Raw genomic sequence first — 15,006 nt, forward strand, 5'->3', positions numbered from 1 at the left:
TCAAGGCGAATAAAGTTCTCCGACGATATGCGAGTCCCTATGTCGGAGCTGTCATCGTGTCTGCCCAAGATCAGGCCCTCTGCCCCTCCCTGCCGAAGACGCCCGAGGACCACGGTCTGTCGGCCACGCTGACCCTGCTGTTCGCCGTCGCGGTCGGCGTCATCGTCACCAATCTGTTCGCGCCGCAGACGCTGGTCGGGCCGATTGGGGCGAACTTCGGCCTGCCGGAGGCGGCGAGCGGCCTCGTCGCGATGGCGCCGCTGTTGGGCTACGCCGCCGGCCTGCTTCTGCTGGTGCCGCTTGCCGATCTCATCGAGAACCGCGCGCTGGTCCTGCGCATGCTGCTCTGTGCGATCCTTGCTGCCGCGCTGGCTGCTGTCGCGCCGGGGCTGCCGGCGCTGCTTATCCTGATGGTCGTCCTCGGCGCCGCTTGCTCCGCCATTCAGATCCTGGTGCCGATTGCGGCCGCGATGGTGACGCCCGCCAGGCGCGGCGCTGTGATCGGCGATGTGATGAGCGGTCTGATGGCCGGTATCCTGCTGGCGCGGCCGCTCGCCAGCCTCGTCACCGATGCCTGGGGCTGGCGCGGCTTCTTTGCCGTCAGCGCGGGCGCCATGGCGCTGTTGACGCTCGTCCTGGCGGGCAATCTGCCGCGCCGCCAGCCGGAGGCGCGGGTGAGCTACCCCGCTCTCCTCGCTTCGCTCGGGCATCTGCTGCGGCAGGAGCCGGTGCTGCGCCAGCGTGCGCTGTCAGCGGCGCTGGTGATGGCGAGCTTCAGCCTCATCTGGACGGTCGTCGCGCTGCGACTGGTCCAGCCGCCCTTTCTGCTCGGCCAGCGTGGTATCGCCCTGTTCGCCCTGGTCGGAGCAGGTGGGGCATTGGCGACGCCGCTCTTCGGGCGCCTGGGCGACCGCGGCTGGACACGGCCAGCGACCCTGACGAGCCATCTCCTGCTGCTAGGGGCGTTGGCACTGCTGGGCTGGGCCGGGACGAGCGGACATCTCGCAATGCCACTCGCCCTTGCCGGGCTCGGCCTCGGTATCTTCCTTCTCGATGTCGGCGTCACCGGCGACCAGACGCTCGGTCGCCGCGCGGTCAACCTGCTGCAGGCGGAGGCGCGCGCCAGGCTGAACGGGCTGTTCGTCGGCATCTTCTTCCTTGGCGGCGCCCTCGGCTCGGCGCTGGCTGGCCCGAGCTGGGCTTGGGGCGGCTGGCTCGGCAGCTGTGGGGCTGCGGCCGTCTTCGGGCTGCTGGCGCTGATCGTCGGCCGGCGCGCCTAATGCGCCGGCTTGTGCATCGCCGCGATTGGCGTTAGCTCTCGCCCGTCGATCCACTCGAAACCAAGGAGGGCTGCGTGATCACGTTCTTTCGTCACCATCGTCAGCGCGGCCCCGTTCAGGCCCTGCAAGCCGGCTTGCAGGGCTGACCGTACAGGCGATCCCTTAGGTTCTCGTCCAGGTCTGCCCTTCGTGAGGGCGTAGCGTTTTCGAGCTCAGTGCTCGGTCAGCTGCGCTCATCCTCTCATCGAGCCAGGCGTTCCGCATTCGTGATGCTCCGGGGCAAGGACCCCGGCCGAATGATGGCGCGCGGCTCGGGCAGTTCCAGAGACAGACCATGACCCTGATCACCTTGCGCAATCTCGGCGTCACGCTGGGCGCTCCGCTCTTTTCCGACCTTTCCTTCTCCCTCGTGGCCGGCGACCGCCTCGGCCTCGTCGCCGCCAATGGCCGCGGCAAGTCGACCCTGCTGCGCTGCCTCGCCGGCGCCCTTGAGCTGTCTGCTGGCGAGATCACCCGTTCGCGGGGCCTGCGCATCGGCAATGTCGAGCAGGATGCTCCCGCGCAATTGCTGGATCGCCCGGTCGATGAGCTGCTGCTCGATCAGCTGCCGGCGGAGCAGCACGAGAGCGAGCATTGGCGCGTCGAGGTCGCGCTCGACACATTGTCCGTGCCCACGGAGCTGCGCCGGCGCCCGCTCGGGCAGTTGAGCGGCGGCTGGCAGAGGCTCGTCCTTCTCGCGCGCGCCGGCATTGCCGAGCCGGACCTGTTGCTGCTCGACGAGCCGACCAACCATCTTGATCTCGCGCGCATCGGCCTGCTGGAAAGCTGGCTCGCCGGCTTGCCCCGCGATGTCGCCGTCATCCTGTCGAGCCATGACCGCGCCTTCCTCGACGCGGTCACCAATCGGACCCTGTTCCTGCGCCAGGAGCGCTCGCAACTGTTCGCGCTGCCCTATTCGCCGGCGCGCGCGGCGCTCGAGGAGACCGATGCCGCGACGGCGCGCCAGCACGAGCGCGACCTCAAGGCCGTCCAGCAGATGCGGCGGCAGGCGGCGAAGCTGAACAATCTCGGCATCAATTCCGGCAGCGATCTCCTGCTGAGCAAGACCAAGCAGCTCAAGCGCCGGGCCGATGAGCTGGAAGCGACGGCGCGTCCCGCCCATCGTGAGCGTTCCGCCGGGGCGATCAGGCTCGCCGGCAGCGCGACCCATGTGCGCGCGCTGGTCGAGCTCGACGACGTCACGGTGGAGACTCCGGACGGGCGGCTGCTGTTCCGGACCGGCAAGCGCTGGATCAGCCCTGGCGACCGCATCGTGCTGCTCGGCCTCAACGGCGCCGGCAAGTCGCGCTTCATCGCCATGCTCCACGAGGCGATTGTAGGCGAGGACCAGCCCGGTATCAGGGCGACGCCTTCGCTGGTGCTCGGCCATGCCAGCCAGAGTCTCGCCGAGCTGCCCGATGACGACACCCCGCATGACCTGATCAGTCGACGCTTCGATGTCGGCGACCAGCCCGCTCGCGGTCTGCTCGCGGGCGCCGGCATCGTCATCGATCGTCAGACCGGCCCGATCGGTGCGCTTTCAGGCGGGCAGCGGGCGCGGCTCGCCATGCTCGCTTTGCGTCTCGCCAGGCCCAATTTCTACCTGCTCGACGAGCCGACCAACCACCTCGATATCGATGGGCAGGAAGCATTGGAAGCCGAGCTCGCCGCTGGCGAGACCAGCTGCCTCCTGGTCTCGCATGATCGCAGCTTCGTCCGGGCCGTCGGCAACCGCTTCTGGCGGATCGACAAGCGGCGGTTGGTCGAGGTCGACGATCCCGAGGCCTTCTTCCAGGAGGCGATGGAAGCAAAGGGCTGATCACCCTAGTCACGGTAGAGCCATGAGGCCGGCGCGTCCTGCGCCGGCCTCATGGCGCGCATTCGCCGCGCTGTCCCGTCTTGTGCATCGCGGCGAAGGCGCTATCTCTCGGGTCCGGCCGCCAGGCCAGCCGCCAGCAACCCGCCTTGCCCGTCGCGTCCTGCGTGCGGGCGCAACCCGACAAGAGTGCTGATGTCGTTTGGCCCGCACGAGCCAGGAATGCCGCTGCGCAAGCGCAGCCGCTGGTGGTGGCTCGGCCCGCTCGCCTCCTCGGTGATCTTCATCGCCTCGCTGGTGGTGCTCTACTACATCGTCCGCGAGATCGAGCCAGGCGAGCTCGCCCGCGCCTTCGCCAATGCCAGCCAGCGCCAGCTGCTGCTGGCGCTCGGCTTCACTGCGCTGAGCTACCTGCTGCTCACCGGCTACGACGCGGTGGCGCTGCGCCGGCTCGGCCTGTCGATTCCCTATCGCACGACGGCGCTCGCCTCCTTCACCAGCTACTCAGTCGCCTTCACGCTCGGTTTCCCGATCGTGACCGGCGGCACCGTGCGCTACTGGATCTATTCGGCCAAGGGCGTCCGGGCCTCGGAAGTCGCGAGCCTCACCGTCATCGCCGGCCTGACCTTCTGGCTCGGCCTCGGCATGATCCTCTGCGCCAGCCTGTTCTACGCAACGGAGTCGGTGGCGCAGCTGGCGCGCACCTCGCCGCTGGTGGTGCAGGCCGTTGGCGCGGCCGTGGCGCTCGGCACGCTCGGCTATCTCTTCTGGGTCGCGAGCGGCGAGCGGACCTTGCGGGTCAGCGGCTGGAACCTGCCGCTGCCCGGCCTCGGCGTCACGCTGACTCAGATGCTGCTCGGCGCCGCCGAGGTCTGCGCCGCCGCCGCCGTGCTCTATGTGCTGCTGCCGGGCGGGCACAACCTGCCCTATGAGAGCTTCCTGGCGGCTTACATCTTCGCCTGCCTGATCGGCATCGCCAGCCATGCGCCGGGCGGGCTCGGCGTTTTCGAGGCGACCATGCTGATCGCCCTGAGCCGCCTGCCCTTCGAGCAAGTGCTCGGCGCATTGCTGCTTTTCAGGATCATCTACTACATCCTGCCCTTCATCCTGGCGCTGGTGCTATTGGCACTCAACGAGATGATCCGGCGCATCCGGCGGCACGAACGCTAGATCAGCTGTCAGCTCTCGCCGCCATTGGCGAGATATTCCTTCGCCGTCAGCACGATCTTGCGGTCGGTCTCGCCGATCGCCTCTTCGTCCTTGCCCTTGTAGGGCACGGCATGGAGCACATGGCGGATCGCGTTCAGCCTTGCGCGGAACTTGTCGTTGGCGCGGATGATGGTCCACGGCGCGTGCTCGGTCGAGCTCTGCGCCAGCATGTCCTCGAAGGCGTCCGAATAGTCGTCGAAGCGCGGGAGTGCCTCGAAGTCGATCGGCGACAGCTTCCAGCGCTTGAGCGGATCGTGCCAGCGCGCATGCAACCGGCTCATCTGCATTTCCTGGCCGATGGTCAGGAACAGCTTGACCATCCTGACGCCGTCATGGGTCAGCATGCTCTCGAAGGCCGGTGCCTCGCGCAGGAAGTCCTTTGCCTGCCCGGGCGAGCAGAAGCCCATGACGCGCTCGACGCCGGCGCGGTTGTACCAGGAGCGGTCGAAGAACACGATTTCGCCGGCCGTCGGCATCTGCGCGGCATAGCGCTGGAAATACCATTGCCCCTTCTCGGTGTCGGACGGCTTCGACAGGGCGACGATCCGGGCCTGGCGCGGGTTGAGATGCTGCGTGAAGCGGGCGATCGCGCCGCCTTTGCCGGCCCCGTCCCGTCCCTCGAAGACGATGACGATGCGCTCGCCCTTGTCGCGCGCCCAGGCGAGCAGCTTCAGCAATTCGATCTGCAGCGGCTCGAGCTCCTTCTCGTAGAGCTTGCGCTTGTATTTCCGGTGATAGGGGAAGCCGCCGCTGGCGAAGGCCTTCTCGTCGATCTCCTTGGGAAGCGCCTCGGCTTCGATGTCGAAGGCGAGCTTGCCGTGGCTCGCCTTGCCGTTCTTGCCCGCCTTGATGCCGCCCGAAGCCTTCTTCGCCATCGCATTCGTCCCCTTCATCGACCCCGAGGCTAAAGCCTGCGATGCAGGAAGGGAATTGCGTTGCGGCATCGCTCCGGCCTAAGAGGCCTCGCCGCAGATCACGTATCGGAAGGCAGGAGCCGCATGCACGCTTTGGTCGACCCAAAGGCGCCGGTCACGGCGGCGCTGATCGAGGCCATCGGCGTTCCCGCCGTGCTGCTCGACCCGCAGGGCGTGATCCAGGCGCTGAGCCCGACCGCTCCGGCCCTGGTCCCGGCGCTCGCCAAGGGCAAGCCGCTCGCTCTGGTGATGCGCGATCCTGATCTGATCGACGCGATCGAGCAGGTCTCGCGCCATGGCGGCCGCCGCGCGGTCGAACTGATCGAGCGCGTGCCGGTCGAGCGCACCTTCCGCATCCATATCGCGGCGCTGGCCGGCAGCGGCTGGCGCCGGGCCGTGCTGTTGACCTTCGAGGACCTCAGCGAGCAGCGCATGACCGAGCGCATGCGCGTCGACTTCGTCGCCAATGCCAGCCATGAATTGCGCACGCCGCTCGCCTCCGTGCTCGGCTTCATCGAGACGCTGCAGGGGCCGGCCCGCAATGACGCCGCCGCGCGCGACCGCTTTCTGGCGATCATGCGCGAGCAGGGCCTGCGCATGGCGCGCCTCGTCGACGATCTGCTCTCGCTCTCGCGCATCGAATTGCGCGCCCATCTCGCGCCGGAGACGCCGGTCGACCTCTCCAGCATCGCCCGCGAGATCCTGGACTCGCTTGTGCTGATGGCGCGCGAGCGCGAGGTGACGCTGAAGCTCGCCGTACCGCAGCAGCCCGTCACCGTCGCCGGCGACCGCGACGAATTGCTGCGGCTGATGGAGAACCTGGTCGAGAACGCGATCAAATACGGCCAGCGCGGCGGCGAGGTCGACATCACCATTGGGGTGTCCGGCGACGAGGCCAGCCTCAGCGTGCGCGACGACGGCCCAGGCATCGCGCCCGAGCATCTACCGCGCCTGACCGAGCGCTTCTATCGCGTCGACACGGCCGCGAGCCGCGAGGCCGGCGGCACCGGCCTTGGCCTTGCGATCGTCAAGCACATCGTCCTGCGCCATCGCGGCCGGCTGACGATCGAGAGCGTCGTCGGCCAAGGCGCGACCTTCCGGGCGATCCTGCCGCGTCTGCCCGAGCCGGTCCGTTAACGATTTGTGACGACCGCTGCTGCGCTTTCATGACTGTGTGTCATCCAGCTGTCATATAGCCGGTGTTCTAGCAGGGCCGCTGCACTTGCGATCCGAAAGAGGACATCTGATGCGCAAACTTCTCATTCTCACGGCCGCTGCGATCGGCCTGACGGGCGCTGCCCAGGCCGCCGACATCACCGGCGCCGGCGCGACCTTCCCCTTCCCGATCTATTCGAAGTGGGCTGAGGCCTACAAGAAGGAGAGCGGCGTCGGCCTGAACTACCAGTCGATCGGCTCGGGTGGCGGCATCCGCCAGATCAAGGCCAAGACCGTCGCCTTCGGCGCCACCGACGCCCCGCTCAAGGGCGAGGAGCTGACCAAGGACGGCCTGATCCAGTTCCCGACCGTGATGGGCGGTGTCGTCCCCGCGATCAACATCGCCGGCGTCGAGCCGGGCAAGCTCAAGCTCTCGGGCGAGCTGATCGCCGAGATCTATCTCGGCAACATCAAGAAGTGGAACGACCCGAAGATCGTTGCGCTGAACGGCGACCTCAAGCTGCCCGACGCCAACATCAACCCGGTCTACCGTTCGGACGGCTCGGGCACGACCTTCGTGTTCACCGACTACCTCTCCAAGGTCTCGGCCGACTGGAAGTCGAAGATCGGCACCAACACGGCCGTGCAGTGGCCGGTCGGCATCGGCGGCAAGGGCAATGAAGGCGTCTCGGCCTCGGTCAAGCAGGTCGCCAACTCGATCGGCTATGTCGAATACGCCTATGCCAAGCAGAACAAGCTGGCCCACGCCCTCGTCAAGAACGCCGACGGCAACTTCCCGGCGCCGGACGACAAGGCCTTCCAGGCCGCTGCCGCCAACGCCAACTGGAACGAGGCTCCCGGCTTCGGCATCTCGCTGAACAACCAGAAGGGCGCCCAGGCCTGGCCGATCACCTCCGCCACCTTCCTGCTCGTGCACGCCAAGCCGGAGAAGCCGGAAGAGGTGCAGGCCGCGCTGAAGTTCGTCGACTGGGCCTATAAGAGCGGCGACCAGCTCGCCCTCGACCTCGACTACGTGCCGCTGCCGGCCAACGTCAAGGATCAGGTCCGCAACGCCTGGAAGGGCGTCACCGATCCGGCGGGCAAGCCGATCTTCTGATCGCTCCCGCGACGAGAATACGGGGCGGGGGCCGGCTACGGCCCCCGCTTCGCGACGACCAGAGTATCGTTTCGCCCCGATAGTCGCCTTACGAGACCGGAGTAACCACGGATGTCTGCCGTGACCGATCAGTTCGCCGCACCGAGCGCGCCGGTGCGCAAGACCCCGATGGGGACCTTCGATCTCATCTTCCGCAACGCCAGCTTCCTGGCGGCCCTGTTTGTGCTGGTGCTGCTCGCCGGCATCATGGTCTCGATGGTCATTGGCGGCTGGCCGGCCTTCCGCGAGTTCGGCTTCGGCTTCCTGACCTCGAGCGTCTGGGACACCCAGAACGAGCAATATGGCGCCTGGCCGGCGATCGTCGGCACCCTCTCGACCGCGCTGATCGCGCTCGTCGTCGGCGTCCCGCTCTCGCTCGGCATCGCCGTCTTCCTGACCCAGCTGGCACCGCCCTGGTTCAAGCAGCCGGTCTCGACCGCGATCGAGCTGCTCGCCGCCGTACCCTCGATCATCTACGGCATGTGGGGGCTGTTCGTCTTCGCGCCGCTCTTTGCCGCCTATGTCCAGATCCCGCTCTCGAACATCGTCGAGGGCATGCCGATCGTCGGCACGATCCTGTATTCGCGGTCGCCCTCGGGGCTGGGCATCCTGACCGCCGGGATCATCCTGGCCTTCATGATCATCCCGTTCATCGCCTCGATCACCCGTGACATGCTCGACCAGATCCCCTCGGTGCTGCGCGAAAGCGCCTATGGCATCGGCGCGACCACCTGGGAGGTCGTTCGCCACGTCCTGGTGCCGCAGGCCGGCGTCTCGATCATCGGCGCGGTCATGCTCGGCCTCGGCCGCGCGCTCGGCGAGACCATGGCGGTCACCTTCGTCGTCGGCAACGCCAACCGGCTGTCCTCCTCGATCATGGACCCCGGCTCGACCATCGCCTCGCGCATCGCCAACGAGTTCAACGAGGCGCTCGGCCTGCAGCTCAACTCGCTGATCGCGCTCGGCTGCATCCTGTTCTTCGTCACCTTCGTCGTCCTCGTGATCGCGCGCCTCCTGGTTGCGCGCGTCAAGCGCTACTGAGCGGGAGCTTCGACAATGACCATGGCGACACCCGCAAAGACCATGACCACGCCGCATGTCGAATGGGGCCGCGTGCGCTCCTCGCGCCGCACCGCCGACCGGCTGATGAAGATCATCGCGACGAGCTTCACCCTGATCGCGATCGTCGTGCTGTTCTGGATCCTCGGCATGCTGATCGTGAAGGGGCTGGGCGGGCTCTCCGCCGCGACCTTCACCCAGATCACGCCCGGTCCCGGCACGGAGGGCGGCGGCCTCGCCAACGCCATCGTCGGCTCGATCGTGCTGACCTTCCTCGGCATCGCCGTGGCGACGCCGATTGGCGTGCTCGCCGGCACCTATCTCGCCGAATACGGCAAGGCCTCGAAGCTCGCCGACCTCATCCGCTTCATCAACGACATCCTGCTCTCGGCGCCCTCGATCCTGATCGGCCTGTTCGTCTACGTGATCATGGTCGAGCCGTTCCGCGGCTATTCCGGCTGGGCCGGCGGCGTCGCCCTCGGCATCATCGCGATCCCGGTGATCGTGCGCACCACCGAGGACATGCTGCGCCTCGTGCCGGGCTCGCTGCGCGAAGCCGGCGCCGCGCTCGGTGCCCCGCCTTCGGTCGTCATCACCTCGGTGACCTGGCGGGCGGCGAAGTCGGGCATGGTCACCGGCATCCTGCTGGCGCTCGCCCGCATCGCCGGCGAGACCGCGCCGCTGATCTTCACCGCGCTCAACAACAATTTCTGGTTCTCGCCGAACCTCGTCGGCGGCGTCTCCAACCTGCCGGTGACGATCTACCAGTTCGCCTCCGCCCCGTACGAGAACTGGCAGCAGCTCGCCTGGGCGGGTTCGCTGATCATCACCGTCTCAATCCTCGTGCTTTCCATCGTCGCCCGGCGCATCGTGCGCGGCGGCAAGTGATCAGCGTCCGATCGGAAGGACCATGCAGATGCTCTCGACCCTGGAACTGAGCCCGCAGACGCTGGACGCCGAAGCGCCGGTCCGCATCGCCGTCAAGAACCTCGATTTCTACTACGGCGAGCACAAGGCGCTGAAGAACATCAACCTCGATTTCCGCGACCGGCACGTCACCGCGCTGATCGGCCCGTCCGGCTGCGGCAAGTCGACCCTGCTGCGCATCTTCAACCGGATCTACTCGCTCTATCCCGAGCAGAAGGCGACCGGCGAGATCCTGCTCGACGGCCGCAACATCATCTCCAACAATGTCGACGTGAACGAGCTGCGCTCGCGCATCGGCATGGTCTTCCAGAAGCCGACGCCCTTCCCGATGTCGATCTACGACAATGTCGCCTTCGGCATCCGCCTCTACGAGAAGCCGCCGAAGTCGGAGCTCGACGACCGCGTCGAGGGCGCGCTGCGCCGCGCCGCGCTCTGGGACGAGGTCAAGGACAAGCTGAAGAGTTCCGGCATGGGCCTCTCCGGCGGCCAGCAGCAGCGCCTCTGCATCGCCCGCACCATCGCCCAGAAGCCCGAGGTCATCCTGTTCGACGAGCCGACCTCGGCGCTCGACCCGATCTCGACCGGCAAGATCGAGGACCTGCTCGAGCAGCTGAAGAGCGACTTCACCATCGTCATCGTCACCCACAACATGCAGCAGGCGGCGCGCATCTCGCAGTACACCGCCTTCATGTATCTCGGTGAGGTCATCGAGTTCGACGCGACCAACACCATCTTCATGAACCCGCACAAGAAGCAGACGCAGGACTACGTCACCGGCCGCTTCGGCTGAGTCCTCAGCGTCGGCCAGCTCCAAAGGATACGCCCCGATGTCCGACCATATCGTCCGCTCCTACGACGCCGATCTCGAAGGCCTGCGCCGCAGCCTCGCCGAGATGGGCGGCATGTCCGAGCGCATGCTCGGCGACTCCACCGTCGCGCTGGTCCGCCGTGACACCGCGCTTGCCCAGAAGATCATCAGTGCCGACCAGCGTCTCGACAACCTCCAGCGCGAGGTCGAGGAGAAGGCCGTCCTGACCATCGCCCGGCGTCAGCCGCTGGCGAACGATCTGCGCGAGCTGATCTCGGCGATCCGCATCGCCGCCGACATCGAGCGCGTCGGCGACCTCGCCAAGAACATCGCCAAGCGCGCCGTCGCGATCTCCGGACAGTTCTCGCCGCCGCATCGCGCTGTCGTCGGCCTCGAGCATATGAGCCGCCTGGTCCAGGCCCAGCTCAAGGACGTGCTCGACGCCTATGCCGCCAGCAACGAGCAGAAGGCGATGGAAGTCTGGCGCCGCGACGACGAGATCGACGCGCTCTACACCTCGCTGTTCCGCGAGCTTCTGACCTATATGATGGAAGATCCGCGTAACATCACCTTCTGCACGCACTTGCTGTTCTGCGCCAAGAATGTCGAGCGCATCGGCGACCACACCACCAATATCGCCGAGACCATCCATTACCTCGTCACCGGCCAGTCCATGGATGAAAGCCGGCCGAAGCTCGACACCACCAACATCCTCGTCGACCTGCCGGCAGCCAATGGCTGAACCGGCGGGCGCTTGAACGGACGCTGACATGCCCGCACGCATCCTGATCGTCGAGGACGAGGAGCCGCTCACCCTGCTCCTGCGCTACAATCTCGAGGCCGAGGGCTTCGAGGTCGATAGCGTGGCGCGCGGAGATGACGCCGAATTGCATCTGCGCGACCATACGCCGGATCTCGTCCTGCTCGACTGGATGTTGCCCGGCCTTTCCGGCATCGAGCTCTGCCGGCGCCTGCGCACGCGCCGTGACACAGAGCGCGTGCCGATCATCATGCTGACCGCCCGCGGCGAGGAGACCGAACGTGTGCGCGGCCTCGCCACCGGTGCCGACGATTATGTCGTCAAGCCGTTCTCGCTGCCCGAGCTGATCGCCCGCATCCAGGCGCTGCTGCGCCGCGCCAAGCCCGGCCATGTCGCCGGCCTGCTCGCCGCCGGCGATCTCGAACTCGACCGCACGACGCGGCGCGTCCGCCGCGCCGGCGCCGAATTGCATCTCGGCCCGACCGAGTTCCGCCTGCTCGAATTCCTGATGCAGGCGCCGGGCCGGGTCTATTCGCGGGCGCAACTGCTGGACGCCGTCTGGGGGCGCGACGTCTACATCGACGAGCGCACCGTCGACGTCCATGTCGGGCGGCTGCGCAAGGCGATCACCCCGGCCAATTCCAAGGATCCGCTGCGCACCGTGCGTGGCGCCGGCTATGCCTTCGACGAGACTTTTGCGCGCGGCTGACGGTTTTCGTCAGCGCGGTGCGGCGACGATGATCGCTGCGCCGGCGAGGCAGAGCGCTGCGCCAGCCAGATCGTAGCGGTCCGGCGGGACCTTCTCGACCAGCGTCATCCAGGCCAGCGACGCCACGATGTAGACGCCGCCATAGGCGGCGAAAGCGCGCCCGGCGGCGGGGCTGTCGACCAGGGTCAGCAGCCAGGCGAAGATCGCGAGCAGGATCAGGCCCGGCAGCAGCCACCAGACCGGTTTGTCCAGCTTCAGCCAGGCCCAGAAGGCGAAGCAGCCGGCGATCTCCGCCAGCGCCGCGCCGAGATAGATCGCGAATGTCGTCATGCGCGCCTGTCCGATTACCAGCCTGGCCCGAAGGCCTCGGCCAGCCGGGCGAACGCCGGACGATAGGCCTCCGATGCCAGCGGTGTCAGCGATTGGGCCTCATCGAAGCAGAACCAGCGGATTTCGCTGTGCTCGTCATTGGTGATCTCAGGCGCACGGCCGGTCCACTGGCTCACCGTGAACAGGTGCCAGAGCGCGGGTGTGATGCCGTCCGTCTCGGTCGTCTCGATGGTCTCGAAGTGGCGGAAACCCGTCGGTGTGATGCCGATTTCCTCTTGGAGTTCGCGGACTAGGGCCGCCTCGGCGGTCTCGCCCGGCTCGACGTGACCGCCGACCGTGTCCCAGCAGGACGGCCGGTTCCGGCGATGTGGCGATCTCAGTCCCAGCAGGAGCAGCCCCTCCTTGATCGGCAGGGCACATGCATACTCGATCGGGTGAGCGGCGGCGGTGTCCATGGATGCCTCATGCATCAAGCCTGTCCGACGACAAAAAAGCCGGCCCAAAGGCCGGCTTCTGTAACCTTTTTATCGAGAGGCGTCGTTACGCGCGGATGGCCTTGCGGTCGCGGCGGCGGTCGGCCGCCGGCTGGTAGGCGATACGGGCGTGATAGGCGCAATAGGGCAGGCCGGTCGCGCTGCGGCCGCCGCAGAAGCGGAACTCCGGCGAGGTCGGGTCGCCCATCGGCCAGCGGCACATGTATTCGCGCAGCTCCATGATGGTGACCCGCTCGGAGAACGGCACGACCACGTCCTCGGATGGGGCTGGCGCGCGCGCGACCTGCGCCTCGGCTTCGATCTCGGGCGAAAATTGCGGGGCGAGCGCCGTGTTGCCACGGGTCAGCCCGGCGCCGCCATTGCTGTGATGACCGGCCGGGTGGCTCGGCGGACGGGCAGCGGGCTTGCGCGGGCGTGGCGTGGCCGACCCCGGGCTCTTGGCCCGGCCGGAGAGGCCAAGGCGATGCACCTTGCCGATAACGGCATTGCGCGTGACATTGCCGAGCTCGGCGGCGATCTGGCTCGCGCTCAGGCCGTCATTCCAGAGCTTCTTGAGCAGTTCGACGCGTTCGTCGGTCCAGGCTCCGGCTTCGGTCATGGAATTGCACCTGTCTTCGTTATGCCCCGCCAGCAAGCCGGCGCGGCATAGGGAGAGATCATGGCGGAATCCGATACCGGCAGCGCCCGTCGCTAAACGGAAGCCGTTACGCCCGGAACTGACGATACTGGAGACGCCGCACGAGATGTCGTATCTGACGAGAAAGACCATACAAGATGGCCTGACTCAGCCACAAGAGTCGCCGAATCCTAATTCGGCTTTTCCCCAGCCAATCGCTGCAGACGGCCGGCCGGTGAGTCTAATTGGCAACGCTGCCGCGAGGGCAGGCGCAATTGACAGGGCGGGGCCGGTTTTGCATAGTCGCATCACGCAGCCGCCCCCAAGGGCGGCGCTTATGTTTTTGAGCGATCGGGATTTTCCTTCGATGCGGCTTGACGCGCGACGAGACGGCGGGAACGGCCAGCGACGATAATGTCGCCGGCGGGTCGCATCATGCCGGCATGCTGCCGCTTGCGTCCCACCCTGCCGTTCCCGGCCTGAGATTCCGCGCTTCCTCCCTGTCTCGCCGCAAGGATATCGCTCCATGAGCACCGCTTCCTCCGTTCTCCTGCCGACCTATGCCCGTGCCCCGATCGCCCTCGAGCGTGGCGAAGGTGCCTGGGCGATCACCGCCGATGGTACGCGCTATCTCGATTTCGGCGCCGGCATCGCCGTCAACTCGCTTGGCCATGCCCATCCGCATCTGGTCGAGGCCTTGACTGCCCAGGCCCAGCGCATCTGGCACACCTCCAACCTCTACACGATGCCTGAGGGTGAGAAGCTCGCCCGCCGGCTCTGCGAGGCGACCTTCGCCGAACGCGTGTTCTTCACCAATTCGGGCGCCGAGGCGAACGAGTGCGCGATCAAGATGGCGCGCAAGTGCCACGCCGCGAAGGGCCACCCCGAGCGCTTCCGGATCGTCACCTTCGAGGGCGCCTTCCATGGCCGCACGCTCGCGACCATCGCCGCCGGCGGTCAGCAGAAATATATCGACGGCTTCGGCCCGAAGGTCGACGGCTTCGACCAGGTGCCCTTCGACGACGAGGTGGCGCTGAAGGCCGCGATCGGGCCGGAGACCGCCGCGCTGATGATCGAGCCGATCCAGGGCGAGGGCGGCCTGCGCTCGGTGCCGATGCGTGTTCTCAAGCAACTCCGCGAGCTCTGTGACGAGCACGGGCTGATGCTGATCTTCGACGAGATCCAGACCGGCGTCGGCCGCACCGGCAAGTTCTTCGCCTATGAGCATTACGGTGTCGCCCCCGACATCATGTCGATCGCCAAGGGCATTGGCGGCGGCTTCCCGATGGGCGCCTGCCTCGCCACCGAGGAGGCGGCCTCCGGCATGACGCTCGGTACCCACGGCACCACCTTCGGCGGCAACCCGCTCGCCATGGCGGTCGGCAACGCCGTGCTTGACGTCATCCTGGCGCCGGGCTTCCTCGACCATGTCCAGAAGACGGCCTTGCGCCTGCGCCAGTCGCTGGCTCAGCTCAAGGATCAGCATCCCCAGGTGATCGAGGAGATCCGCGGCGAGGGGCTGATGCTCGGCCTCAAGCTCAAGACCCCGAACACCGATTTCGTCGCGCAGGCGCGGGCCGCCGGCCTGCTCGTGGTCGCGGCCGGCGACAATGTCGTGCGCCTGCTGCCGCCGCTGATCATCGGCGAGAGCGAGGTGGCCGAAGCGGTGGCGCGGCTGGACAAGGCGGCTGGGGCGGTCGAGGCCGAGCTCGCCCGGCCGGCGGCGGAATGAGC

At 67.2% G+C, this 15,006-nt stretch carries 15 protein-coding genes; 11 read left to right on the forward strand and 4 right to left on the reverse strand.

The window, feature by feature from the left end:
* Positions 1-56: 56 nt before the first annotated feature.
* The 3 genes from ACWIGM_RS26850 to ACWIGM_RS26860 all read left to right on the forward strand — a co-directional run bounded on the left by ACWIGM_RS26850 (position 57) and on the right by ACWIGM_RS26860 (position 4,305).
* Positions 57-1,280 (forward strand): MFS transporter, encoded by a 1,224-nt coding sequence (locus ACWIGM_RS26850; protein ID WP_454029036.1) that lies wholly within the window; start codon positions 57-59, stop codon positions 1,278-1,280.
* A 334-nt stretch (positions 1,281-1,614) separates the two neighbouring features.
* Positions 1,615-3,138, forward strand: coding sequence for an ABC-F family ATP-binding cassette domain-containing protein (locus ACWIGM_RS26855; protein ID WP_454029037.1), 1,524 nt, complete (start codon positions 1,615-1,617; stop codon positions 3,136-3,138).
* Between the two features lie 219 nt (positions 3,139-3,357).
* Positions 3,358-4,305: a lysylphosphatidylglycerol synthase domain-containing protein gene (locus tag ACWIGM_RS26860; RefSeq protein WP_454029038.1), complete on the forward strand. Its 948-nt coding sequence runs from the start codon at positions 3,358-3,360 to the stop codon at positions 4,303-4,305.
* 8 nt (positions 4,306-4,313) lie between these two features.
* On the opposite strand, the gene ppk2 is transcribed toward ACWIGM_RS26860, so the two are convergent.
* Positions 4,314-5,219, reverse strand: coding sequence for a polyphosphate kinase 2 (gene ppk2, locus ACWIGM_RS26865; RefSeq protein ID WP_454029039.1), 906 nt, complete (start codon positions 5,217-5,219; stop codon positions 4,314-4,316).
* A gap of 123 nt (positions 5,220-5,342) precedes the next feature.
* On the opposite strand from ppk2, the gene ACWIGM_RS26870 reads away from it, so the two are divergent.
* The 7 genes from ACWIGM_RS26870 (at position 5,343) to phoB (ending at position 11,832) form a co-directional block, all read left to right on the forward strand.
* Positions 5,343-6,395, forward strand: coding sequence for an ATP-binding protein (locus tag ACWIGM_RS26870; RefSeq protein ID WP_454029040.1), 1,053 nt, complete (start codon positions 5,343-5,345; stop codon positions 6,393-6,395).
* A 109-nt stretch (positions 6,396-6,504) separates the two neighbouring features.
* Entirely contained in the window at positions 6,505-7,530 is a 1,026-nt protein-coding gene (pstS, locus tag ACWIGM_RS26875) for a phosphate ABC transporter substrate-binding protein PstS (RefSeq protein WP_454029041.1), read from the forward strand.
* A gap of 111 nt (positions 7,531-7,641) precedes the next feature.
* The gene (pstC, locus tag ACWIGM_RS26880; protein WP_454029042.1) at positions 7,642-8,610 is read left to right on the forward strand and encodes a phosphate ABC transporter permease subunit PstC; all 969 of its coding nucleotides are present in this window, start codon (positions 7,642-7,644) and stop codon (positions 8,608-8,610) included.
* Positions 8,611-8,631: 21 nt separating this feature from the next.
* Positions 8,632-9,516, forward strand: coding sequence for a phosphate ABC transporter permease PstA (pstA, locus tag ACWIGM_RS26885; protein ID WP_454029043.1), 885 nt, complete (start codon positions 8,632-8,634; stop codon positions 9,514-9,516).
* A 28-nt stretch (positions 9,517-9,544) separates the two neighbouring features.
* Complete coding sequence (gene pstB / locus ACWIGM_RS26890) at positions 9,545-10,345, forward strand: phosphate ABC transporter ATP-binding protein PstB (protein WP_137883970.1); 801 nt, start codon at positions 9,545-9,547, stop codon at positions 10,343-10,345.
* A 37-nt stretch (positions 10,346-10,382) separates the two neighbouring features.
* Positions 10,383-11,105 (forward strand): phosphate signaling complex protein PhoU, encoded by a 723-nt coding sequence (phoU, locus tag ACWIGM_RS26895; RefSeq protein WP_326876601.1) that lies wholly within the window; start codon positions 10,383-10,385, stop codon positions 11,103-11,105.
* 28 nt (positions 11,106-11,133) lie between these two features.
* Positions 11,134-11,832: a phosphate regulon transcriptional regulator PhoB gene (phoB, locus tag ACWIGM_RS26900; protein ID WP_137883968.1), complete on the forward strand. Its 699-nt coding sequence runs from the start codon at positions 11,134-11,136 to the stop codon at positions 11,830-11,832.
* A gap of 9 nt (positions 11,833-11,841) precedes the next feature.
* Here the strand turns inward: phoB and ACWIGM_RS26905 are convergent, their stop codons facing one another.
* From ACWIGM_RS26905 to ACWIGM_RS26915, 3 genes are all read right to left on the reverse strand, one after another.
* Positions 11,842-12,162: a YnfA family protein gene (locus ACWIGM_RS26905; protein ID WP_454029044.1), complete on the reverse strand. Its 321-nt coding sequence runs from the start codon at positions 12,160-12,162 to the stop codon at positions 11,842-11,844.
* A 14-nt stretch (positions 12,163-12,176) separates the two neighbouring features.
* Complete coding sequence (locus ACWIGM_RS26910; RefSeq protein ID WP_454029045.1) at positions 12,177-12,617, reverse strand: NUDIX hydrolase; 441 nt, start codon at positions 12,615-12,617, stop codon at positions 12,177-12,179.
* An 85-nt stretch (positions 12,618-12,702) separates the two neighbouring features.
* The gene (locus ACWIGM_RS26915; RefSeq protein WP_454029046.1) at positions 12,703-13,254 is read right to left on the reverse strand and encodes a GcrA family cell cycle regulator; all 552 of its coding nucleotides are present in this window, start codon (positions 13,252-13,254) and stop codon (positions 12,703-12,705) included.
* A gap of 544 nt (positions 13,255-13,798) precedes the next feature.
* Here ACWIGM_RS26915 and ACWIGM_RS26920 point away from each other — a divergent pair.
* The gene (locus ACWIGM_RS26920; RefSeq protein ID WP_454029047.1) at positions 13,799-15,004 is read left to right on the forward strand and encodes an aspartate aminotransferase family protein; all 1,206 of its coding nucleotides are present in this window, start codon (positions 13,799-13,801) and stop codon (positions 15,002-15,004) included.
* The last annotated feature ends 2 nt before the right edge of the window (positions 15,005-15,006 follow it).

The sequence above is a fragment of the Allobosea sp. NPDC055332 genome, assembly GCF_053645455.1.